23 protein-coding genes are annotated in these 22,253 nt (G+C 40.9%); 10 read left to right on the top strand and 13 right to left on the bottom strand.

Annotated elements, in window-relative coordinates:
- Positions 1-2: 2 nt before the first annotated feature.
- From H3V11_RS01775 to H3V11_RS01785, 3 genes are read right to left on the bottom strand one after another with little or no spacing between them, the layout of a single operon-like run.
- Positions 3-1,850: a DUF3732 domain-containing protein gene (locus H3V11_RS01775; RefSeq protein ID WP_198223477.1), complete on the bottom strand. Its 1,848-nt coding sequence runs from the start codon at positions 1,848-1,850 to the stop codon at positions 3-5.
- Positions 1,847-2,329, bottom strand: a complete 483-nt coding sequence (locus H3V11_RS01780; protein ID WP_084553826.1) for a hypothetical protein — start codon at positions 2,327-2,329, stop codon at positions 1,847-1,849. Before H3V11_RS01780 ends, H3V11_RS01775 begins: the two co-directional genes overlap by 4 nt.
- Positions 2,301-3,539: an ABC-three component system protein gene (locus tag H3V11_RS01785; protein ID WP_198223478.1), complete on the bottom strand. Its 1,239-nt coding sequence runs from the start codon at positions 3,537-3,539 to the stop codon at positions 2,301-2,303. The genes H3V11_RS01780 and H3V11_RS01785 overlap by 29 nt, the downstream gene beginning before the upstream one ends.
- Before the next feature lie 418 nt (positions 3,540-3,957).
- Between H3V11_RS01785 and H3V11_RS01790 the strand changes: the two genes are divergently transcribed.
- Entirely contained in the window at positions 3,958-5,664 is a 1,707-nt protein-coding gene (locus H3V11_RS01790) for a formate--tetrahydrofolate ligase (RefSeq protein WP_198223479.1), read from the top strand.
- A 505-nt stretch (positions 5,665-6,169) separates the two neighbouring features.
- On the opposite strand, the gene tal is transcribed toward H3V11_RS01790, so the two are convergent.
- Positions 6,170-7,225 carry a transaldolase gene (gene tal / locus H3V11_RS01795; RefSeq protein WP_198223480.1) on the bottom strand — a complete coding sequence of 352 codons (1,056 nt, stop codon included), beginning with the start codon at positions 7,223-7,225 and terminating at the stop codon, positions 6,170-6,172.
- A 206-nt stretch (positions 7,226-7,431) separates the two neighbouring features.
- On the opposite strand from tal, the gene H3V11_RS01800 reads away from it, so the two are divergent.
- From H3V11_RS01800 to H3V11_RS01835, 8 genes are all read left to right on the top strand, one after another.
- Positions 7,432-8,406: a KpsF/GutQ family sugar-phosphate isomerase gene (locus H3V11_RS01800; RefSeq protein WP_198223481.1), complete on the top strand. Its 975-nt coding sequence runs from the start codon at positions 7,432-7,434 to the stop codon at positions 8,404-8,406.
- Positions 8,407-8,447: 41 nt separating this feature from the next.
- Positions 8,448-8,981, top strand: coding sequence for a 3-deoxy-manno-octulosonate-8-phosphatase KdsC (gene kdsC / locus H3V11_RS01805; RefSeq protein WP_041879036.1), 534 nt, complete (start codon positions 8,448-8,450; stop codon positions 8,979-8,981).
- Positions 8,978-9,562 (top strand): LPS export ABC transporter periplasmic protein LptC, encoded by a 585-nt coding sequence (gene lptC, locus H3V11_RS01810; RefSeq protein WP_084547647.1) that lies wholly within the window; start codon positions 8,978-8,980, stop codon positions 9,560-9,562. The genes kdsC and lptC overlap by 4 nt, the downstream gene beginning before the upstream one ends.
- Positions 9,543-10,046 (top strand): lipopolysaccharide transport periplasmic protein LptA, encoded by a 504-nt coding sequence (gene lptA / locus H3V11_RS01815; protein ID WP_037392713.1) that lies wholly within the window; start codon positions 9,543-9,545, stop codon positions 10,044-10,046. Before lptC ends, lptA begins: the two co-directional genes overlap by 20 nt.
- 9 nt (positions 10,047-10,055) lie before the next feature.
- Positions 10,056-10,799, top strand: a complete 744-nt coding sequence (gene lptB, locus H3V11_RS01820) for an LPS export ABC transporter ATP-binding protein (protein WP_100126282.1) — start codon at positions 10,056-10,058, stop codon at positions 10,797-10,799.
- A 6-nt stretch (positions 10,800-10,805) separates the two neighbouring features.
- Complete coding sequence (gene rpoN / locus H3V11_RS01825) at positions 10,806-12,182, top strand: RNA polymerase factor sigma-54 (RefSeq protein WP_198208739.1); 1,377 nt, start codon at positions 10,806-10,808, stop codon at positions 12,180-12,182.
- 64 nt (positions 12,183-12,246) lie between these two features.
- Complete coding sequence (gene hpf / locus H3V11_RS01830; protein ID WP_025331275.1) at positions 12,247-12,585, top strand: ribosome hibernation-promoting factor, HPF/YfiA family; 339 nt, start codon at positions 12,247-12,249, stop codon at positions 12,583-12,585.
- Positions 12,586-12,776: 191 nt separating this feature from the next.
- Positions 12,777-12,980: a glycine zipper 2TM domain-containing protein gene (locus H3V11_RS01835; protein WP_025331276.1), complete on the top strand. Its 204-nt coding sequence runs from the start codon at positions 12,777-12,779 to the stop codon at positions 12,978-12,980.
- 63 nt (positions 12,981-13,043) lie between these two features.
- On the opposite strand, the gene H3V11_RS01840 is transcribed toward H3V11_RS01835, so the two are convergent.
- Positions 13,044-14,609, bottom strand: a complete 1,566-nt coding sequence (locus tag H3V11_RS01840; protein ID WP_025331277.1) for a TerC family protein — start codon at positions 14,607-14,609, stop codon at positions 13,044-13,046.
- 274 nt (positions 14,610-14,883) lie between these two features.
- Between H3V11_RS01840 and yihA the strand changes: the two genes are divergently transcribed.
- Positions 14,884-15,531 carry a ribosome biogenesis GTP-binding protein YihA/YsxC gene (gene yihA, locus H3V11_RS01845; protein ID WP_100125791.1) on the top strand — a complete coding sequence of 216 codons (648 nt, stop codon included), beginning with the start codon at positions 14,884-14,886 and terminating at the stop codon, positions 15,529-15,531.
- A gap of 132 nt (positions 15,532-15,663) precedes the next feature.
- Here the strand turns inward: yihA and H3V11_RS01850 are convergent, their stop codons facing one another.
- From H3V11_RS01850 to hisI, 8 genes are all read right to left on the bottom strand, one after another.
- Positions 15,664-17,094 carry a cell wall metabolism sensor histidine kinase WalK gene (locus tag H3V11_RS01850; protein WP_110414530.1) on the bottom strand — a complete coding sequence of 477 codons (1,431 nt, stop codon included), beginning with the start codon at positions 17,092-17,094 and terminating at the stop codon, positions 15,664-15,666.
- A 42-nt stretch (positions 17,095-17,136) separates the two neighbouring features.
- Positions 17,137-17,820: a response regulator transcription factor gene (locus tag H3V11_RS01855; protein ID WP_084552100.1), complete on the bottom strand. Its 684-nt coding sequence runs from the start codon at positions 17,818-17,820 to the stop codon at positions 17,137-17,139.
- Positions 17,821-17,982: 162 nt separating this feature from the next.
- Positions 17,983-19,791: a PglL family O-oligosaccharyltransferase gene (locus tag H3V11_RS01860; protein WP_198223482.1), complete on the bottom strand. Its 1,809-nt coding sequence runs from the start codon at positions 19,789-19,791 to the stop codon at positions 17,983-17,985.
- A 111-nt stretch (positions 19,792-19,902) separates the two neighbouring features.
- A complete protein-coding gene (gene tatC, locus H3V11_RS01865) occupies positions 19,903-20,670 on the bottom strand; it encodes a twin-arginine translocase subunit TatC (RefSeq protein ID WP_370570162.1) in 768 nt (255 codons plus the stop codon).
- Between the two features lie 13 nt (positions 20,671-20,683).
- Positions 20,684-21,160 carry a Sec-independent protein translocase protein TatB gene (gene tatB / locus H3V11_RS01870; RefSeq protein ID WP_025331283.1) on the bottom strand — a complete coding sequence of 159 codons (477 nt, stop codon included), beginning with the start codon at positions 21,158-21,160 and terminating at the stop codon, positions 20,684-20,686.
- Positions 21,161-21,169: 9 nt separating this feature from the next.
- Positions 21,170-21,370, bottom strand: a complete 201-nt coding sequence (gene tatA / locus H3V11_RS01875; protein WP_025331284.1) for a Sec-independent protein translocase subunit TatA — start codon at positions 21,368-21,370, stop codon at positions 21,170-21,172.
- Positions 21,371-21,454: 84 nt separating this feature from the next.
- On the bottom strand, positions 21,455-21,802 hold the full coding sequence (locus H3V11_RS01880) for a phosphoribosyl-ATP diphosphatase (protein WP_078475718.1): 348 nt from the start codon (positions 21,800-21,802) through the stop codon (positions 21,455-21,457).
- Positions 21,803-21,814: 12 nt separating this feature from the next.
- Entirely contained in the window at positions 21,815-22,231 is a 417-nt protein-coding gene (gene hisI / locus H3V11_RS01885; RefSeq protein ID WP_025331286.1) for a phosphoribosyl-AMP cyclohydrolase, read from the bottom strand.
- Between the last annotated feature and the right edge of the window lie 22 nt (positions 22,232-22,253).

A 22,253-nucleotide genomic window follows, 5' to 3' on the forward strand; every position in this document is an offset into this window, starting at 1 on the left:
TACTATTCTTTTATTAATTTTTTTGGAATAAGCGCATTATCACCTATAAATTCATCTACAAGATGAAAATTTTCCAATTTTTGATTTTCCCAATAATATGGACCAGCATGGTCCAATAAAATTAATTGAAAAGATTCTTTTTCACTTAAAGTATTAAAGAATTCATTTAATGAAAAAAATACGTCAAGTAATTTAGCTCTGTCATCTTCCCTTTCAAAATATGGTTTGCTAGGTTGATCTATAAATAAAATTTGTGGTACAAAACCGTTCTTTGTTTCCAACAAATATTTATGCAACCCTAAAAAGAAGCATATATGTAGAATCATGAAATTTGACTGACTACCAGTTATTATTGGATTCGACGATGATTTATCTGATAAAGAAAAAAGATTCAAAGTCATTGATTCCACATCAAACTCTACTTTACAATCCTTAAAATCAGATATATTTTTAAATTTTTCAAAAAATTTTTGAATATTGTTATTTAATAGTTTAATATTTTCAAATTTAATTTTCTTAATGTCATTAGATTTCTGTAATAACTCACTTTTTTTATTATTCAAAATATTATAAATTTCATTTGATTTATTAATTTCATCCTTATTATTAAATGATAACAATATATTGTTTAATTCATTACCAATTTCACCAATTCGTATATATTCATTAAGAGTATCAGGAAAATTTTTAATTGATTGTTCTATTGAATAGATTCTATTTTTTATATTTTCTAATTCTTGTTTTAATTTTTTTTCTTCACTTTGCACATCAAGTAAGGGAGGTTTCCTTTTGGCTAAACTTTGTTTAATATTTTTTAATGAATCAGCCAAATTGGCTAAAAATACTTTTGACTGATATGAGTCAATGAGTTGAGATTTCAATTTTTCATTCAAATAATCAATTGGTTGAAGACTATCCGCCACCTTATTAATATTTTCTTTATATTTATTATATTCATTATTAAAAGTTCTAATTTCATTTAGCTCTAATTGTATTTCTTTTTTCTTAAATTTAAGTTCATCTAAATTTTTAAATTTTTCGGAATTAAGATGTGGATTTTTTTTATCTTTTATAACTCTATCAATTAATTCTATCGAATCAGTGATACTAGTAAAATCTATACTATAGTTCAATAAATTATAGAATTTACACTTTTCAAGTAAATTTTTAAGTTTTTCAGTTAATTTATTTTGATTGTCCAAATATCTTTTTTTATCTCTATCTAACCTCGATAATTCTTTCTCAACTACCTCTAATTCATTAAATATTTCAATAACATTTAAATTCTGTACACCTATAGCCAAATCAAATATTTTATTGAGTTTCTTAATATCTCCAAGATTTGAATAAAAGATATTATCTAAATAAATATTGCGTACACCTATTATAGTATCCGTTAAAGCACAAAAAATTAAAAAATCCCTATAATTAAATTGATATTCTTTTTTTAAAGGTTTAATTCTATCACTTAAACCAAATTTTTTATTTAAAATCTCTTTTAGTTCGATAATACTCTTTATATTATTTTCTGGTATTGAAGGAAAACCACCATAAGTAAAATAAATGTTCGATGAAATCCTTTTATCACCAGGAGATTCTCGTACAATAGACATTTCACAATCATTAATACTAAAGCGTAAACCAAACCATGAGATTACTTTACTTATTGAAGTCGCGACATTAAAACTATCAGCTAACAAGCAATAATCTATGATTGACCATATCGTAGTTTTCCCAGTATTTGACAGTCCTGTGATAACATTTATTTTATTTGGTAAAAAATTCAAACTTCTAGTATTGATGTTTTTATCGTGAAACCAAATTTTTATTTCATGTATAGTCAGCTTCATAGCACAATCTTTAAAATTTTATATAAGAATATTGTTTGATGGGGTTGTATTAATTCTAAAAACTTTGGAATAACAGTTCGTATTTTATTAAATCTTTGGCCTAAATCTGCATTTTCAAAATCCCAACAAAATTTATTTATTATATTTTTTTCAACTATATCAATTTCATTAGCATCTTGAAATATAGTAATAAAATTAATATATAAAGGTAACAAAGACAAATACCGTTTATTAAATGAAATAAATACTTTAGGATTATTTTTTATTAACTGCGTTAAACTCAATTGATTATCAGAATTTTTTATTAAGCAGTTTACTGTTCTCTCATCTAATAAAAATGGTAAAACTAAACATCCTCGAGCTATATCTAAATGTGTGACTATGTTTAAAATCGATTTAAATATTACACATATTAATGCCTCATTATTATATACATAATAATAATTAGTATTAATTTTTAAATTTATTTTCCCAGTCATAATGCCAACCTATTTCCAATATATTTGAAAGAAAATAATAATAACCATTGTTTAATTCAATACCTATCGAATTTTGAAAACCTCTTATTGTTAGATCTATTTTTCTCAGAGCGTTAACAATAGCGATAGCTTGATGACATATATTTTGTTCTAGTTCATCTATATTAATCCCATCATTATATATAGCTTTTTCTATTTCTCTATATTGATCATCAAATTTTACTTGCCATATATGGATACATTCTTCTTTGAACTTTTCTATTTGCTCACTTGTTACAAAATTATCCTCAATCCACCATTCAATATGATTTATAGCTTTTAGCATAAGATTAGTATATTTTATTATTCTGTTAGATTTCTTGGGGCCATATCCCAACTCGCCAATTCCATCTAACTGTTTAATAAATACTTGCTCTTCAAGATTTTCAGGTAACACACATTCAAAATTTCTATCAGGTAATGAAATTTTTCCATATATATCACTGTAACTCTCAACTTTTAAGTTTTGAATTTCGTCAAATCTCATCACATAAGTTTGACGATTTCTAATCTTATCATATTTATTATGACTTAATTTTGTAAATAATTGAGAATAAACCTTATCAACATCTTCTTCTTTAACTGGCCAATGATTATTAATATAATTTTTTATTTTTTGTTCTATATCATTTACATCAAGCTGAATATCTAATTTGAGTAGAAATTCAGTCAATTTATTTTCATCTAAATTCAACATTGTATTTATATATTCTCTAGTTTGATTGACTTTAGCAGAATTGAGTAATTGAAATAGTTCATCTTTAAAGTATATTAAATCCTGATTTTCAATAAATTTTTTATGAATTTCAATAAATTTATTATTATTTTCTGTTTTATTTGTAATAAATCGAAATGAATGCTCATCCAAAAAATTTTCAAACTCTTTAATGTATCCAATCCATCTGTTAAGCGTACTCCATAATCTTGGATCAAGGTTATTCATTTTTTCAATACTACCAGTTTTATCTGTTTGTATTGTATGTTTTAACTGAATTAATATTTTATTCGTATTATCAATTTCTAAACAAACATCATCATAGTGCTCATATCCAATTCTTTGTCCCTTTTTCAGATGTAATGAAAGGTAAACAAAATAATAAAATTGATAATCAAATCCTAGTCCCTGGGGTCCTGCTGAACTTTTATTTAATACAGTTTCAATTTCATCCATAAATTATTATCACTAAAATTTATTCAAAAAATTTGCTTTTATGATTTCTCTGGATATCAATAATTAATAATTTTTATAAAATCTCATTAATACTACTTATCTAAATATATAGAATTTAAACCATAAAACAAACTTAATTTATTATAAAAAATTACTGTTTTTAACTTTTTTTATAATAAACATAAATTTATATTACCTTGATGTATAATTTAACTGTATTATAGAAACGACAATATAAAGAACGAAATAAACCGTATTTGAATTCATACTAATTAGCTTCTAAATTACATCATTAACTAAGTGACAATCTTTTCCTTTACCATACAAATGGTATTATTATGTTAATTTTATGTAAATATATCTACAATTATCCCATTTTAACTACAATGTTTTATATTTCATAATAAGGAAATTTCATATGGCTTCTAGCCCTACACTACTCCCCATCACCGAAATTGCCCGCAACAGCAGCATTCCCGAACAATACCTTATTCCTTACGGCCATGAAGTAGCCAAAGTAGATTTAAAGGTGATTCAGCCGGATAGCAAACAGGGCAAGCTGGTGCTGGTGTCGGCCATTACCCCGACACCGCTGGGAGAAGGTAAAACAGTAACCACTATCGGGCTGAGTCAGGGGCTGAATTTTATCGGTAAGAAAGCGATTGCCTGTATCCGCCAGCCAAGTCTGGGACCGGTATTCGGGGTAAAAGGCGGAGCAGCGGGCGGCGGTAAAGCACAGGTTTTGCCAATGGAAAAGCTGAATCTGCATTTAACCGGTGATATTCACGCTATTACAGCGGCTCATGATCTCGCCTCTGCGGCACTGGATGCACGCTTATACCATGAAGAACATCTAGGCGAGGAGTTTACGGCGCAAACCAAGCTGCCGCGGCTGAATATTGATAAAAACCGGATTGTCTGGAAACGGGTAATCGACCACAACGACCGTGCATTGCGCCGGATTAAAGTAGGTGTGGGCGGTGGTGTTAATGGTGTGGAGCGTGAAGACGGGTTTGAGATTTCTGCTGCGTCTGAATTAATGGCGATTCTGGCTCTGGCGACGGATTTACAGGATATGCGCCAGCGTATCGGGCGGATTATTCTGGCTTATGATACTCAGGGCAATCCGGTTACGGCAGAAAAACTTCAGGTAGCCGGTGCGATGACGGTGTTACTGAAAGATGCGATTAATCCGAATCTGATGCAGACGGCAGAACAGACCCCTGTACTGATTCATGCCGGACCGTTTGCCAATATTGCCCATGGTAATTCTTCGGTGCTGGCGGATATGGTCGGTCTGCAAGTGGCGGATTATGTGGTAACAGAAGCTGGTTTCGGCTCTGATATGGGCATGGAGAAATTCTTTAATATTAAATATCGCCAGACAGGTGTGGCGCCTTCATGCGTTGTATTGGTAGCCACGGTACGCAGTCTGAAATCGAATAGCGGCCGGTTTAATATTAAGCCGGGTCAGCCATTACCGGCAGAAGTTACTCAGTGTAATGTTGAGCTGCTGGCTGAAGGCAGTGCTAATCTGGGCTGGCACATTCAGAATGCGAAAAGCTATGGCCTGCCTGTGATTGTGGCTATTAACCGCTTCCCGTACGACCATCAGGAAGAGCTGGATTTTGTACGCCAGTATGCGCTGGAACACGGTGCCTATGCATGTGAAATCAGTGATGCGTTTACTCAGGGTGGTGCGGGTACTCAGGCTCTGGCTCAGCATGTAGTCGCTGCCTGCAATCAGGAAAATTCGGTTAATCTACCCTATGCTGACAATATGCCGCTGCCGGAAAAAATTCAGACTATGGTGAAGAAATACGGAGCGCGTCAGGCTAATCTGTCGGCACAGGCTTTGCAGAATATCGAAGAAATCAAACAGCTTAAGCTTGATCATTTACCGTTATGCATGGTGAAAACACCATTATCTATCAGTGCAGACCCGAATCTGAAAAATGTGCCGACAGATTTTGATGTTGAAATTGCCCGTTTACAGGTATCGGCCGGTGCGGGCTTTATCCGTGTATATGCGGGTAATGTGATGACTATGCCGGGGCTGGGTACTCTGCCTGCTTATCAACAGATTGATATTGATGCTGAGGGCAATATTGTCGGTTTACATTAAAATTTAACAGAGCTGCCGGCCGGTTGCCGGCTGAGTGACAATTCATGTTTATGCCACAAGAGTTTTGTGCTTTTGTGGCATTTTTATGTATATTAGTCTGAATTCAGCAGCAACAAACATCTGAGCCTTGGATAAAGATTATGGCTTATGGCCAAAAGGTGGCTGCAATACCGATTTTAAGGTTAAGATTAATTTAAGCGCGGCTTATATGGTATTGTTCTGAATGTTATTTATGTTTGGATTATAAATTATAGTTAGAATTATTAATTTTAAAGTTTAAATCATTAAATATAATTTTAAACATTAATTAATTTATCCATACTTTAAATCATCAAGTGTGATTTATCATTTAAATTAATATTTTTTAAGTTTTATATTACAAATGTATTTTCAATATGCTTTTTTTAATCTAAAATTATAAAAGCTTACCGATTATTCTGATTAGTCTAACCGGTAAGCTACAATTCAGATTTCCGTATGTCTTGTTGTGTTTTATTTATTCCGTTTAAGCCAGAGGTTGCAGTAACGCATCGAATGCATCCACAAACTGTTGTAAGCCTTCTTGCTGCAAGCGCACTGCGAGGGATTCAAGATTAATACCCAGCTTCTGAATTTCAATCAGTACGTTTTTAGCCTGCTGCACATTCTGTGTCAGTGTGGCATTAGCATGTCCATGATCGATAAAGGCATTAAGCGTGTTGGTTGGTACGGTATTAATGGTGTCAGCACCAATAATATTTTCTACATAGCAAACATCGGAATACGCCGGATTTTTAGTCCCTGTGGATGCCCATAGCAAACGCAGTGGTGCTGCCTGCTGTGCTGCCAGATCGGTAAATTCACGGCTCTGGATAAATTCCTGCCATTCAGCATAAGCTGTTTTGGCCAGTGCAATGGCGGTTTTACCCTGCAAAGATTCCGGCAGAGTAATGTCCAGAGCGCTGTCAATGCGGGACAGGAAAAAGCTGGCGACTACCTGAATACGGTTAACCGGCAGATTTTGTGCCAGACGCTGGCGAATGCCGGCAGCGTGTGCCTGCCATGCTTTGCTAAGCTGGGTTTTAGAAAACAACAGGGTCAGGTTAACATTAATGCCCTGTGCAACCAGTGTGGTTAATGCCTGTATTCCGCTGTCTGTTGCTGGTACTTTTATCATGACATTGGGTCGGTTAAGAACTTCCCATAGTCGCTGGGCTTCGGTAATGGTAGCCTGAGCATCATCGGCCAGATCTGGCGCCACTTCAAGGCTGACAAATCCGGCTTTACCCTGACTGCGTTCATACAAGGGCAGACAGACATCACATGCAGCCTGTACATCGGCCACGGCCAGTTGTTCATAACGCTGTTTGGGGGACAGTGGCTGCTGTTTTAGCTGGTTAATATCATTCTGGTAAAGGGTATCGCTGGCAAAAGCTTTTTGAAAAATGGCCGGATTGGAAGTCACGCCACCGATACCCGCCTCAAGCATGTGTGCCAGTTCACCTGACTGAATCAGGTTTCTGGAAAGATTATCCAGCCAGATTTGCTGCCCCAATGTATTGACTTGTGCTAATACGGCCATATTATTTCCTTATAGTAAATATACGTTAGATATGTTTTATTAAAGTTAATCAATCGATTAAACTGGTTATTCATGAATTATGGATTACTCTAACGAGGATGGTGTAATTTGACAAGTTCCGAAGCAAACAAAATAACCGGTATCAGGTTATAATCCGGTTAACTTTATTGTGTTTTCGTTTGCTTATTATTACTGCTGATGATGTTATGAATTTACAGGATAAATATTTAGGCTGGGGTAAAGAAGTTTTTGCTATTGAAGAGCAGTCGATACGTGAAGTTGCCAATAGTCTGGATGAGCATTTTGCTGAGGCAGTAACGACTATTCTCGACTGCCGCGGACGGGTGATTATCACCGGTATGGGCAAAAGCGGCCATATCGGGCGTAAGATTGCCGCTTCAATGGCGTCTACCGGCACACCGGCTTATTTTGTGCATCCGGCTGAAGCAGGACACGGCGATCTGGGTATGATTGTTGATGGCGATGTGCTAATAGCATTATCCAATTCTGGTGAAAGCGAGGAAATTCTGGCGCTGATACCGGCCATCAAACGTAAGCATGTGCAGTTGATTTGTATAACTGGTAAAACCAGTTCAAGCATGGCGAAACATGCGGATATCCATTTATGCGCACATGTATCACAGGAGGCCTGTCCGTTAGGGCTGGCTCCAACATCCAGCACAACAGCGGTAATGGTATTGGGCGATGCGCTTACGGTGGCACTGCTGCGTGCACGTCAGTTTACACCTGAAGATTTTGCGCTAAGCCATCCTGCCGGCAGTCTGGGTAAACGCCTGTTGTTAACGGTGGCTGATGTTATGCATGGCGGCCAAGATATGCCTCTGGTACAGGAAGATACGCCTTTGCGTGAAGCCATTGTTACCATGAGTGAAAAAGGTCTGGGAATGCTGCTGGTAGTCAATACTGCCGGAGAGCTGTGCGGTTTATTTACAGACGGTGATTTACGCCGTTTATTTCAGGATAACCGAGAATTAAAGGAATGGCTGATGGCCGATGTAATGGGACATACCCCTAAAACCATCTCTGCCGACCGACTGGCGACGGAAGCCCTGAAAATCATGCAGGAGAATCATGTAAACGGGCTGGCAGTAATTGATGCAAATAATCGTCCGGTTGGTGCACTGAATATGCATGATTTATTACAGGCACGGATTGTTTAAATGCGTGAGAATGTTATGACTGAGGAATACCGATGAATACGATGATGTCTGCCAGTGCGATGGTTGAAGCTGCCCGGAAAATCAGGCTGTTTATTATGGATGTAGACGGCGTACTGACTGACGGTCGTATTTTTATCCGTGATAACGGCGAGGAAATCAAATCATTCCATACACTTGACGGCCACGGATTGAAGATGTTGCACCGCCACGGCATTCAAACGGCAATTATTACCGGACGCGACGCACCCTCTGTCGGTATCCGGGTACAGCAGCTTGGCATCGAATATTATTTTAAAGGTATTTCGGATAAACGCAGCTGTTATCGGCAATTATTACAGCAGCTTGGTTTAGATGAGCAGCAATGTGCTTATATCGGCGATGATGTCGTAGACTTACCGGTTATGAAACATTGCGGGCTGGCAGTTGCAGTACCCGGTTCTCATCCTTTAGTGTTACAGCATGCTGATTATGTTACTCGTGCGCCCGGCGGAGCCGGTGCAGTACGTGAAGTCTGTGATTTATTACTGGATGCACAGGGCTTTCTGGCTCAGGATATGGCGGAGTATCTGGCATGAATGTGATTCGCAGCCGCAGTAACTGGGCGTTTCCGCTGATTCTGGCTGTAGCCCTTGGCGGCATAAGCTTCTGGCTAGACCGGATTACTGATATCAAGACAGTAGAAGTTCCTCTGAATCCGAAAGAGCCTAAATATGTGATTAATTTAATCGACGGTGAACGGTATGATGAGCACGGCCAGTTAAGTGAAACCATTCACGCCACTGCTGCCCGGCAGTTTCCGCAGCAAACTGTTATTTATATTGATAATCCCAATATGGGATTATATAAAAACGGTGCTGAACTTTATCGCATTAAGGCCAATACCGGACAGTACTATACCGACAGCCGCAAGGTAGATTTACTGGGACAGGTAGTCTGGCACAAAAATCCGGTTGGAAATGAACCGGCAGGGCAGCTGGAAACCAGTGTATTACATGTTGATACACAAACTCAGGTAATCAAAACTGATGCACAGGTTTCTTACCAGTATGGTATATCTCACGGTACATCACAAGGTTTCGAATACGACAAACAACGCGGCTTTCTGAATTTACCCGCACGCGTAAAGGCGATTATTTATGACCCGCACTCTCATTAACGGCAAAATTTTAGCAGTCTTTTGTCTGCTTGCCGGCAGTATGCATGCATGGGCACTGGAAAGTGACCGGCAGCAACCTATTCAGATTGAAGCCGATCAAGGCTCTCTGGATAAACAGAATCAGACAACCGTATTTACCGGTAATGTAAAAATGCGGCAGGGCAGTATGTATATGAATGCAGCCCGTATCACTGCGCATAAGGATAATGCCGGTAACCAGACAATTATTGCTGATGGCAAGCCTGCTACGTTTGGACAACAGCTGGAAAAAGACGGCATGGTAACCGGTCACGGAGATAATGTACATTATGAAAGCCTGAGCGGTATTGTTACGATTACCGGTAACGCTCAGGTAAACCGTGGTGGTGATATGGCACGCGGTGCAGTAATTGTTTATAACACCAATACTGAGGTTTATACCGTTAAAAGCGCGCCTAAAGGCCGGGTACACGTTATTATCCAACCGCAACAGAAAAAGAAATAATCCATACTCATGAATGTAATGCCTACTGTGCCGCCAAGTCAGCTTCGTGTCAGCGGTCTGCAAAAAAGTTTTAAACAGCGTCAGGTAGTTAATGATGTCGCACTGGAAGTCAACAGTGGCGAGGTAATCGGTCTGCTTGGCCCGAATGGTGCCGGCAAAACTACCAGCTTCTATATGATTGTAGGTCTGATTGCAGCTGATGGTGGCAGTATCATGCTAGATGGGCAGGAAATTACTCACCGTCCGATTTATGAACGTGCACGATTAGGTTTAGGTTATCTGCCTCAGGAAGCTTCGATTTTTCGTAAAATGACAGTAGCCCAGAATATCAAAGCTATTCTGGAAATTAATTATCCGCCCGAAAAACGAGCCGAACAGCTGGAACTGCTGCTGGCCGACCTGCATATTGAGCACCTGCGCAACAACACTGCACAGTCTTTGTCCGGCGGTGAACGCCGTCGTGCTGAAATTGCACGGGTTCTGGCCATGAACCCGCGCTTCATTCTGCTTGATGAACCATTTGCCGGCGTTGATCCGATTGCAGTGATCGATATTCAGAATCTGATTTCTTTCCTGAAACAGCGTGGTATCGGCACACTGATTACTGACCATAATGTACGTGAAACCCTGCGCATCTGTGACCGCGCATATATTATTAATCAGGGTAGTGTACTGGCTTCCGGTGTACCGGAAGAGCTGGTTAATAATGAACAGGTACGCGCTGTTTATCTGGGTGAGCATTTCGAGTATTAACTGCTTATGCAAAGGCCAGCTACTCATCTCCGACTCAGTCTTACAACCCGCCTTAGTCCGAAGCTGCAACAATCGCTACAGGTGTTGCAGCTATCTACGCTGGAATTGCAGGAACTGGTAGCCGGCTGGCTGGCGGATAATCCTTTTCTTGAGGAAGTAGAAAATACATCTGAAGACAGCTTTTCTGATACTCAGTATGTACAGCCGCCACAGCTGGGTATTATGCAAGCCGAAAGTGATGTCTGGGACACGATTGCCGACAATCCTGATATGTATGAATTGCTGCGCCGGCAGGTATGTGAATACGATCTGGATGACGTTACGGCAGCACAGGTGTATTTTCTGATAGAGAATCTGAATGAGCAGGGTTATCTGGACAGCAGTTTAACTGATCTGATAGAAAATGCACCGCTGGAATGGCGGCTGGACGAAACAGAGCTGGCACAGGCGCTGACGATTCTGCAGCAGTTTGAGCCTACTGGTGTTGGTGCTCGGAATTTACAGGAATCCCTGTTACTGCAACTGGATAATCTGTCTGACGAATCTGTCGATAATGATGAAATTCATACCTGCGCGCGCTTACTGATTAGCAAACACTTTGGTCAGTGGCTGAGTACCCATCAGTTTAAACAACTTTGCCGGCAATTGCCCCAGTTTTCTGCAAACACACTTGAAACAGCCTGTAAACTCATTGGCGCACTGAATCCTTATCCCTGTTACGGATTACCTGATCGTAATGGTATTCTGTCTATACGCCCTGATATGGAAGTTTATATCAATAAAAGTGGTAATTGGCAGATACGCCTTCTGCATGATACTTTTCCTCAGCTGAGAATAGAACCCAGTGTCGAAGAGTGGATAGAGCAAAAAAGCACAGAGATGGATACTATGTGTAAAAACAAATGGCAGGAAGCACAAACGTGTCTTCACAGCTTGCAGATGCGTAAAACCACTCTGCAACGTCTGGGCGAATGGATTTTGCAGCAACAGCAGGATTTTTTCAATTTTGGTTCTCTGGCGCTGGCTCCTTTAACTATTAAAGAAACAGCTCAGGCTCTCGAACTGGCAGAGAGTACTGTTTCACGGGCAATCAATCAGAAATACCTGACCTGTTCACAAGGTGTTTTTCCTCTACGCTATTTTTTCAATCAGTCTGTTGCAGCAACGGATGATGGAACAGGTAACAGTCAGACAGCAATTAAATCACTTCTGCAAAGTATAATTAACGGAGAAGACCCGCAACATCCCTATTCTGATACACATTTGGTAAATCAGCTGGCTAAGCAGGGTATTAATCTAGCCCGGCGCACAGTTGCAAAATATCGTGAGGACTTGAAAATTCCTCCGGCGCACCAACGTAAAGTACAGTACAGTAATCATTAATTTTCAGTTAACTTTCATAAAATTTATCCTGTTTTTTCCTAAACCCTTTAAAAAGGATCAGGCTATGAATCTTAAATTTATCGGACAGAATCTTGATGTTACCGCAGCTCTGAAAGACTACACACTGAATAAACTGGAGCGCATTATCCGTCATGCCGATCAGGTCATCAGCGCAACTGTCACTTTCTCTGTATTTAAAGTACAGAAAAAAGCTGAAATTGATTTGCATCTTTCCGGTAAAGATATCCATATTGAATGTCTGGATAATGATATGTATGCTGCTATCGATTGTCTGATGGATAAACTGGACAGGGCTGTGATTAAATATAAAGAAAAAAGGCAGCCTTCACACCAGACACCCGAAATATGTACTGACACGGATACTGCTACTGAACTTGAATAATCGGCAGATATTTTGAATACATCTGTAAAATGCATTTGTGATTTTGATTGCAGTTTTTTACTAAACTGCTTTGCTAAAGGTATATAATTAACTTTGAAATAATATTTTATTTGTAGTTAAATAGTTTATAGGTAACGTATAAATATTAATTAACACGCAATTCTTTATTCTGAATAGAAAGAGGTATTAACATGAAATCAAGTCTAAAAACACTGGCTTTAATAGCTGCAGTAGCTGCTTCTCTCTCTGCCTGTGCTGATATGACCCCAGCTCAGCGTAATACTGCTGCCGGTGTAGTAGTAGGGGGTGTGGCTGGTAATCTGTTAGGTAAAGATACTGGTGCTACTTTAGGCGGTGCTGCGCTGGGTGGCGTTATCGGTAGCCAGATTCAATAATCAAATTAGTTAACGAAAAAAGCCTGCTGTTATCAGCAGGCTTTTTTATGGCTATCAACCGAGTTATTCAGATTCCGGCTGTTCAATTTTGCTGATACGTACCCGTTCCAGACGGTGCCCGTCTTTGTTCAATACTTCAAAACGGTAACCGGCATAATCAATGGTATCTCCGACATCCGGAATATCCTGCATTTCTTCCATAATTAATCCGGCTACAGTATGGTACTCAGCATCTTCCGGTAAGGTAGGCAAATGCAGGTGCTGAGCCAGAATGGCATACTCAAGACTGCCGTCTACAGTAACGCTATGATCGGCATTTTGCTGGATACTGGGTGCATCGGCACGTTCATACTCTTCCGGAAAATCACCGGCAATGGTTTCCATTAAATCTTTCATGCTGACCAGTCCGAGTACAGCGCCAAATTCATCAACTACCAGCGCAATATCAGCACTTCGCGAACGAAACAACTCCATAGCATCTAGTACGGTGCTGCTGTCCGGTAAGACCAGTGGTTGCCGTAATGCAGCCTGAATATTTAATTGCTCTCCGCTTAATAACTGGTTAAGTAAATCTTTTTTATTTACAAATCCCAGTGGCTCATCAATTCCGGCTTTTCCTACTACTACCAGTCGTGAAAATGGTGTGCTTTGTAATTGTTGGCACTGCTGCTCACGCGGCTGAGATAAATCCAGACGTTCAATATCACTGCGCGGTGTCATGACACCCATTATCGGACGTTCGGCCAAAGTAAGCACGCTGCGAATCATGGATTTTTCATTTTCTTCAAAATGTTCGTCATCATCAGTTTGCGTACCATTTTTAGCCAGCTCTTTTTCACGCAGTCCCATCATACCCAGCACGCTGTCAGCGGTACGGTAACGCCAAGAGCGACCAATCATATCGTTACGACGGGTATTCCGGGTAGAAATCTGATTAAATATCTCAATCAGAATGGAGAAAGCAATAGCGGCATACAGATAACCCTTAGGTATTTCAAAGTGTAAACCTTCAGCAATCAGGCTGAACCCTATCATGAGTAAAAAGCCCAGACACAGCATCACTACTGTAGGATGGCGATTTACAAACTCTGTCAATGGTCCGCTTGCCCAAATCATCATTGCCATAGCGATAATCACGGCCAGCATTGCCACTGTAATGTGTTGCACCATGGCGACAGCGGTAATGACTGAATCAAGTGAAAATACCGCGTCCAGCACGACAATTTGTAATACCACACTCCAGAAACTGGCATAAACGGAGACATTGGTAATTGAAGCCATAGCAGTATGCCCTTCCAGCCGTTCATGCAACTCAGTTGTTGCCTTATAGAGCAGGAAGAGTCCGCCGCCAAACATAATCAGATCTTTAACTGAAATGGCAAAACCGCTGATATGTACAAAGGGCTTGGTCAGGGTAATGATAAAAGACATCAGTGCCAGCATCAGAATGCGGATCAGCACTGCCAGAGACAAACCAGCTATACGGGCATGGTCGCGCTTTTTCGGACTGGCTTTATTCGCCAGTATGGCTACAAATACAAGATTATCGATACCCAGAACGATTTCAAGAATTATCAGGGTAATCAGCCCTACCCATGTGGCCGGTTCTCCTAACCAGCTAAAATCCATTTTCTTTTCCTATGCGTTAAATACAAACAGGCAGCCTGCTACATGAGCAAGGCTGCCTTAAATCAGAGAAAAAACACGTCTACATGCACGATACAACTGCTCGAGACCTCGTCTTCCATCTGAAAGTTTCCTTAAAATAATCTTAAATGCAGTTTAGCAGCATAAAACAAAAAATCAAGTACCCCGCCTGAAAGCAAGCATTTACATAAACAGCGGAATCCGGATTGGGCTCAAAATATGGTATGCTATCACCTTACTTTTTTTTTAATTACTCATGAATCTGTTTCGTCACGCCCGTTTTTATACTACCGTTAATCATCTGAAAGACCTGCCCGCAACAACTGCTGAAATTGCTTTTGTCGGTCGCAGCAATGCGGGTAAATCAAGCGCAATCAATACATTGACTAATCATACTCGTCTGGCTTATGTATCTAAAACTCCAGGCCGTACCCAGCACATTAATTTTTTTGAACTGACTAACGGCGGGTTTATGGTGGATTTACCCGGTTATGGTTACGCTCAGGTACCTGAGGCAATCCGCAGACATTGGGTAACACTACTGGGCGATTACCTACAAACACGCAAGCAACTGGTCGGGCTGATTCTGATTATGGATGCCCGCCACCCGCTTAAAGAGCTGGACAAACAAATGCTTGATTTTTTCGCGGTAACTCGGCGTCCTGTCCACATTTTGCTCTCTAAAGCAGATAAATTATCAAAAAACGATCAAATTAAAACCTTGGCCGGTGTTAAAAAAGCACTTCAACCTTACATTGCCCGTCAACAAGTTACGGTACAACTGTTCTCCAGTCTGAAAAAGCAAGGTATAGATGAGGTCAATCAAATTGCCACTGATTGGTTTACCCAGCAAACTAATCTGATAACAGACGCGGAAAAACCAGACCAGAGAACCACAGATTAATAGTTATCTGTCGTACTATACATCTGCCAGACTAAAACCTTATTGATATTGAAATTTAAATAGTAGCAGTTTACATACAACTACAACGTATTCTTCGGAGAGAACCTGCCAGCCGGATAAGTATAAATAACTTTATCCGTTGGCTACAGGCAACTGATTTTTATTTTTCTGGCGGTTCCTGTTTCTGCCCGGCGTAAATTTAGGCAGTAAAAAATGCATACTTAAACCCTTGGGTTGTTGATTATCCGCATAAATTTTGCCATGGTGACGATCAATGATGTGTTTGGTTAACGCCAAGCCTAAACCTGTACCCGGTTTATTAGCACTGCTGTCTGCACGATAAAAAGCAGTAAAAATATGCGGTAACTGATTTTCTGCCACACCGGGTCCATTGTCACTGATATCAACCTGCCATTGCTGTTTACCACCCTCATGCAGATAAACTTTAATTTCACTGCCATCAGGGCTGTAATTAATGGCATTACGCACAACATTATCAAAAGCCCGATATAAATAGCTTTCATTGGCTTTTACCATAGCAGTATCAGGAATATCACACTGCCATGATAAAGTCTGCTGATGCTGCATAGCTATGGCCTGATTGTCTTCCACGATTTGCCTGATTAGTGGCACCAAAGACAAAGGTTCCAGCGTAATAGGCAAATCAGAAGTTTCCAGCCGTGACAAGGTAAGCAGTTCACCTACCAGTAAATCCATACGCCCCAGTTCACTTTCCAGACGCTGCAAGTGTTGTTCCTGTTTTTGTGGTTGTACGTGAATCAAACCAATAATCGCTTGCATGCGTGCCAGCGGAGAGCGCATTTCATGTGATACATGGTGCAACAGGTGACGCTCTTTTTCCACAAGCTTCTGCAGTTTATCTGCCATATTGTCAAACTGCACAGCCAGAGAATACAGTTCATCACGACGTTCTGATAGCTGATGAGAAACACGGGTCTGCAAATTCCCATGAGCCAGACGATCCATCCCGCGCCACAATACGCGGATTGGCTGAGTAATATTATTAGCCAGTATATAGGCTGTTAATAAACCTACTATAATAATAAAGCTGAGAATGATAAATTCGTGCCAGACTGGTGCAATGGGTAAACCGGGAATAAAAAACGGGCTCGGCGGACGAGGAGTACGTTCATGGTTCCAGCCGCGAATCATGAAGAGATATTCTTCACCCAGTGAATTATAGGCAATCTGTACGAGTTTTGAGTGCGGATGTGACAAAGCGAACTCATGTGCTTTATCGATATCCTCAGGATCAATAGGGCGTCCAAGTATGTCGTTTTTATTGTCACCGGTAATAACATACAGGTTTTCGCCACCCGGACTATTCCCCCACTCAACCAGTTGTTCGCGTATACCGGCATCACCACGTGCCTGAAACGCATTCATGGTGCTGCTCAGCAGATTTTCTTCAAAATTGCGCTGTTGTTTAAACCGTGTTTCGGCTAAAGTGTTTTGTACCAGCCAGAATGAAGAACTGGCCACAAAAATGGCACAAACAATTACAGCACAAAAAGTTGCAAAGATACGGGGGAACAGTTTCATAAATCAGAACAGGCTGTTTATTAACAGCCTGTATCCACTGGTTCAGTTTTTTACAAACAGGTAGCCCAGACCACGCACAGTCTGAATCAGACTGGCATTGCCCAGCTTATGACGAATACTGGATATATGAACGTCGATACTGCGATCAAATTTAGCCAGCTTCCGGTCTAGTGCTTCCAGAGACAGTGTTTCTTTGCTAACTACCTGTCCGGCATGACGCATCAGCACTTCCAGCAGATTGAATTCGGTACTGGTCAGCTCCAGTGGTTCTTCTTCAATAGTAACCTGACGTTTAGCCGGATAAAGTACTACACCACTGGCTGAAATACTGTTCGGAATGCCATTCTGGTCATTGTCATGACTTTGATGTGTACGGCGGAGAATAGCATTGATACGAGCCAGCAATTCACGCGGCTGACAAGGTTTCGGCACATAGTCATCCGCACCCATTTCCAAACCGATAATGCGATCAATATCATCACCTTTGGCGGTTAGCATAATAATCGGAATCTTGCTTTGAACCCGTACCGTTTTCAATACATCCAGACCGTTCATTTTCGGCATCATGGAATCCAGAACCACTACATCATACTGACCGGTTAAAATTTCTTTAACACCGGCTTCACCATCAGCAACGCGGCTGACTTCCAGACCTTCTGCTGTCAGATATTCAGTGAGCAGTTCAGTCAACAAATTATCATCATCAATTAATAATACGCGATTCATATCATCCTCCTAAATGGAAGTGCGTTGTCTGTATTGACTACAGACGAATTTACTATATTTACACTTTGTATCTTAACATGTAGGTTGAGATTATCTTTACAATAACAAGGCTTTTGCTCATTTTTTCATTAAAAAGCACTATGTTAAATATTTGTCTGAACTCTATAAACAATTCACTTTCTGCATGCTTTGCTGCTGATATTTCAGGCAATCTTGTTGCAATTGTGGTATTACTGCCACGGCCTGAGGCTGCTGTTTAAATCTGCTTATAAAACCAGGAACAAGTACAGGATAATAATGACTTACATGGCTGAACCACTCTTTAGCCTCATTATTCTGATGTGCTTGCTCTAAGTAAAATCCGCGCATGAAAGTGTTGCTATACGGGCGATACCGTCCGGCAAGCAATGCAGCCTGTTTACCCCATAAAGGTAAAAAAGAATCAGTAACATTCAACTTTTCGATAATTGCCATGTCTACATAATAACGAAGAAAGTACATTTGATTACGCAAATCATGCATACGGCTTACTTGTTCAGCCTGGGGCAGATTACGTTCAGCACGCACTTTTAAAAAACGCTGATAGTTCATCATTTGCCACAGAAGCAGAATCATCGAAATCAATACCACTATGGCGCAGAACTGATTTACGCGGCCGGACGCCGAACGGCAAGACCGTTTCAAGTCTTTCTGTGATACAGGCGTTAGTGCCACAAACAAAACAAACACAGCAAGAAAATAGCTGTACCACAGCGGATATTCCAGCATGCTGTGGCATAAAGACACCAGAATCATACTGATCAGCACAATTGATGCCGGATTAAATCCTTTACGTAAATGAGGCCAGATAACCCATACAAAGCAGGCACTGACAATTAGCAGTCCGACTATGCCTGTTTCAGCCAGTAATTGTAGTACCAGATTATGACAATGAGTAAACAGCACAGTATTTTCATACTGACGAAAACCATTCGGATAAACATCTGCAATAGCAAAGCCCTGATATGAATAACTGCCCCAGCCATAACCAAACCACGGAGCGCTTTGAAATATCAGCCAAGCCTTATGCCACTCCATTTGTCTGCCAGACCGGGCAAATCCACCCTGTTCCAGCCGTGCTGTTCCGGATTGAAAATTGATATGCAGCAACATGTCAAATAATGGGCTTAATATCAGCTGAAACAGCAATACCAGACCTATGGCAATACCCAGCATCAGCAACAGGCGATTCGCTGCAGAGCCGGCACGCCAGCGCCAGAAAAATAGTGACAGTCCTATTACCAGCACATAGACAACAATCGTCCGTGAACCTATCAGTCCCATAATGCCGGTAAACCAGATTAATAAAACCCATACCAGCCAGTTAGGCAGACGTCGCTGTTCCCATAAAAAGCACAGTGCCAGCACGCCCCACATCAGATAATGCCCGAGATGATTGCGCTGTGCCAGCTGACCATAGATGTAATGATTACCCGGACCGCGCAATATTCCCGGTATCCGGCCTGCAATATCAGCAAACTGCATTACACATACGATTGATTGCAGTAATACACCCAGCACAAGAGCCATCGCCAGAATAGTGACAGCCTGAGTCTGGCCTATGCGAATCACCCATGCCCGTGCAGCCCATGCGAGCAAAGCCATTACTACAAATACCAGAGCAGTCAGATCAGACTGGCTGATATAAGTAAGATGCATAACTCTTGCCTGTAGCATCAGCAAAAAAGCGAGCAATAGCAGACTGATACAGGCAGGAGGAAATGAAAACTGAGTTTTGCGTGTCAGTACCGTTAATCCAGTCAGACAAAGAGCAAAAAATAACGTCCCGGCTTCCAGATAAAAGCTTGACAGCGTACCTACCCGCCAGCTCGACATAAATGGCACAATGCATAAAGTCAGCATCCCCAGCCACCATATCAGTGTGGACAGACGGCAAATACTCGGACACGAATCAATTTGTGACTGATTCATACAACTCTCCAACGAATAACATCATTAGCCGGCTTATATTATTTATTAAACAGGCTGCCTGAAAATTCTCAGGCAGCCTGTTATTTCAGTAAAAAAGCAAAAGTGACAAAACTATTCTCTTCCCGAGTGGACTGTTAAAGCAGTCTTTTTGTTACTACTACCCCAACAGCGACACACCAGAATTCCTACTTCATAAAGAAGAATCAGCGGTATAGCAAGTAATGTTTGCGACAGCACATCCGGTGGAGTCACTACGGCAGCTACAACAAAAGCACCTACCACCACATAGGCACGGGCTTTTTTCAATTGCTGAACAGACACTACTTCGATTCTGTTTAACAGAATCACCAGTACAGGCACTTCAAATGTTACTCCGAATGCTACAAACATACCTAGAATAAAAGACAAATATTTATCTATATCAGTTGCCATACTGACACCAACAGGAATAACACCGGTAAGAAAACGGAAAATAACCGGAAAAACCAGATAGTAGGCAAATGCCATACCTAAAGCAAATAATAAAACACTGGCAATCAGTAATGGCAGTATCAGACGTTTCTCATGTCTGTACAAACCCGGTGCCACAAAAGCCCAGATTTGATACAGAGTATGCGGAAGTGTCAGAAGAAATGCCGCCATCAGTGTTACTTTTAACGGCACAAAAAATGGAGCAATCACTTCTGTGGCAATCATATGCTGACCAGCCGGAAGATTCGCCATTAATGGTTCAGCTACAAAAGTATAAATTTTTTGCGCAAAAGGCACTAAAACTGCAAAGCACAGCAGCAGAATTCCCAGAATCCACATCAAGCGGCGACGCAATTCCAGCAAATGATCAATCAGCGTCAATTCAGTATTTTCTTCAACCTGCTTCACAATCGGTTATCCATCAATGTCGGCGTACCCGCAGTTTAGGAGTAATGCTGTGCCGCGGTCGCATATCCCGCCGGCGTTGCAGAGCCTGCCGGCGTAACGACACCCGATGCAGCAATGGCGCTTCCCTTACCGGCAAATGATAATTTTGTGACGACCCAGAGAACTCAGGCGTACTGTCTGTTTCAGCCTGCTGTTCATCTTTAGAGAGCTGACGTTTAAGTGCATCTACTTCCCCGCGGATACTATGCACATTGGCATTGATATCATGCTCAAAAGAACGGGCTGCGGCTTCAATGCTGTCACGCGCCTGCCTGAATTCTGCCACGCCGGCCTGCTGGCTTAGTTCGGTTTTAACATTATTAATGAAATTCTGAATGCGCCCGACCCAGAGACCGGCACTGCGTGCGACCTTGGGTAGTCGCTCCGGTCCGAGTACAACCAGAGCCACAGCAGCAATCAGTAAAATTTCACCAAACCCCAAACCAAACATAAATGCTTTCTACACTTTGCTGTCGTCTTTATTATGTTCGATTACATCATCATTTTTTGTGCTTTCCCGGTCACTTTCGTTCAGTCCCTGCTTAAAATCGTGTACAGCTCCGCCCAGATCTTTACCAAGATTACGTAATTTTTTGGTGCCAAAAACCAGTACAACAATCAGTAATACCAAAGCCCAATGCCAAATTGAAAAACTGCCCATGATGTTATCCTTTACTTCAACTGCCTAAAAAAACATGCGCCTGCTGTTTACTCACAGCTGCGCATATTTAAAATTCCATTGTAATTACTGTGGCTGGCGACTGGCTTTTTCAGTCAGACCAGACACATTTTGCCGCTGCTGCAATTCCTGCAATACATCTTCAACCCGAATCTGATGATAAGTTAATAACACCATCGTATGAAACCAGACATCAGCAACTTCTTTAACTAAATGCTGTTTATCTCCGTCTTTGGATGCCATTAATACTTCACCGGCTTCCTCAATAACTTTTTTCAGGATTTTATCTTCACCGGCATGCAATAACTGAGAAACATAAGAAGTTTGCGGTGAAGCCTCACGTCTGCTGTCCAGCACATCAGCCAGTTCAGTTAATACTCTGGAAAAATCTGCTTTTTCCGGCACTTGTGTCATCCTGCATCCTCTTTAATCAGTATGTGTGTGTCCTTTGGCAGGACATGTATATATTTCATTTTCATTTTTGATAACCGGGTCAGTGCTCTGCCAGTCACCATCATGATAAACACGATAAAAACAGCTGGCATGTCCGGTATGACAGGCAATACCTCCGGACTGCTCAACCAGCAGCACCAGTGCATCACCGTCGCAATCCAGCCGCATTTCATATACCTTTTGCGTATGCCCGGACTGTTCACCTTTCATCCATTGCTGCTGGCGTGACCGGCTGTAATAATGAGCCAGACCAGTACTTACTGTCTGACGCAAAGCTTCGGCATTCATCCATGCCACCATAAGAACGCGCTGAGTATGCCTGTCCTGCACCACCGCGCAAACCAGACCTTTATCATCCCACTTTATCGCATCCAGAAGCGTATCAAACACTGCAATTGTCCTTATTTTCAGG

The sequence above is a fragment of the Snodgrassella sp. W8158 genome (assembly GCF_016100435.1).
Classification (GTDB): domain Bacteria; phylum Pseudomonadota; class Gammaproteobacteria; order Burkholderiales; family Neisseriaceae; genus Snodgrassella; species Snodgrassella alvi.

Bases quoted from the DNA above. Each gene is read 5' to 3' on its own strand.
- H3V11_RS01840 (WP_025331277.1), bottom strand. From the start codon at position 14,609: ATGGATTTTAGCTGGTTAGGAGAACCGGCCACATGGGTAGGGCTGATT.
- lptB (WP_100126282.1), top strand. From the start codon at position 10,056: ATGAATGTAATGCCTACTGTGCCGCCAAGTCAGCTTCGTGTCAGCGGT.
- H3V11_RS01850 (WP_110414530.1), bottom strand. From the start codon at position 17,094: ATGAAACTGTTCCCCCGTATCTTTGCAACTTTTTGTGCTGTAATTGTT.
- H3V11_RS01780 (WP_084553826.1), bottom strand. From the start codon at position 2,329: ATGACTGGGAAAATAAATTTAAAAATTAATACTAATTATTATTATGTA.
- tatA (WP_025331284.1), bottom strand. From the start codon at position 21,370: ATGGGCAGTTTTTCAATTTGGCATTGGGCTTTGGTATTACTGATTGTT.
- H3V11_RS01785 (WP_198223478.1), bottom strand. From the start codon at position 3,539: ATGGATGAAATTGAAACTGTATTAAATAAAAGTTCAGCAGGACCCCAG.
- H3V11_RS01800 (WP_198223481.1), top strand. From the start codon at position 7,432: ATGAATTTACAGGATAAATATTTAGGCTGGGGTAAAGAAGTTTTTGCT.
- rpoN (WP_198208739.1), top strand. From the start codon at position 10,806: ATGCAAAGGCCAGCTACTCATCTCCGACTCAGTCTTACAACCCGCCTT.
- tatB (WP_025331283.1), bottom strand. From the start codon at position 21,160: ATGTTTGGTTTGGGGTTTGGTGAAATTTTACTGATTGCTGCTGTGGCT.
- lptA (WP_037392713.1), top strand. From the start codon at position 9,543: ATGACCCGCACTCTCATTAACGGCAAAATTTTAGCAGTCTTTTGTCTG.
- tal (WP_198223480.1), bottom strand. From the start codon at position 7,225: ATGGCCGTATTAGCACAAGTCAATACATTGGGGCAGCAAATCTGGCTG.
- H3V11_RS01855 (WP_084552100.1), bottom strand. From the start codon at position 17,820: ATGAATCGCGTATTATTAATTGATGATGATAATTTGTTGACTGAACTG.
- H3V11_RS01860 (WP_198223482.1), bottom strand. From the start codon at position 19,791: ATGAATCAGTCACAAATTGATTCGTGTCCGAGTATTTGCCGTCTGTCC.
- H3V11_RS01880 (WP_078475718.1), bottom strand. From the start codon at position 21,802: ATGACACAAGTGCCGGAAAAAGCAGATTTTTCCAGAGTATTAACTGAA.
- yihA (WP_100125791.1), top strand. From the start codon at position 14,884: ATGAATCTGTTTCGTCACGCCCGTTTTTATACTACCGTTAATCATCTG.
- hpf (WP_025331275.1), top strand. From the start codon at position 12,247: ATGAATCTTAAATTTATCGGACAGAATCTTGATGTTACCGCAGCTCTG.
- H3V11_RS01790 (WP_198223479.1), top strand. From the start codon at position 3,958: ATGGCTTCTAGCCCTACACTACTCCCCATCACCGAAATTGCCCGCAAC.
- lptC (WP_084547647.1), top strand. From the start codon at position 8,978: ATGAATGTGATTCGCAGCCGCAGTAACTGGGCGTTTCCGCTGATTCTG.
- kdsC (WP_041879036.1), top strand. From the start codon at position 8,448: ATGATGTCTGCCAGTGCGATGGTTGAAGCTGCCCGGAAAATCAGGCTG.
- H3V11_RS01835 (WP_025331276.1), top strand. From the start codon at position 12,777: ATGAAATCAAGTCTAAAAACACTGGCTTTAATAGCTGCAGTAGCTGCT.
- H3V11_RS01775 (WP_198223477.1), bottom strand. From the start codon at position 1,850: ATGAAGCTGACTATACATGAAATAAAAATTTGGTTTCACGATAAAAAC.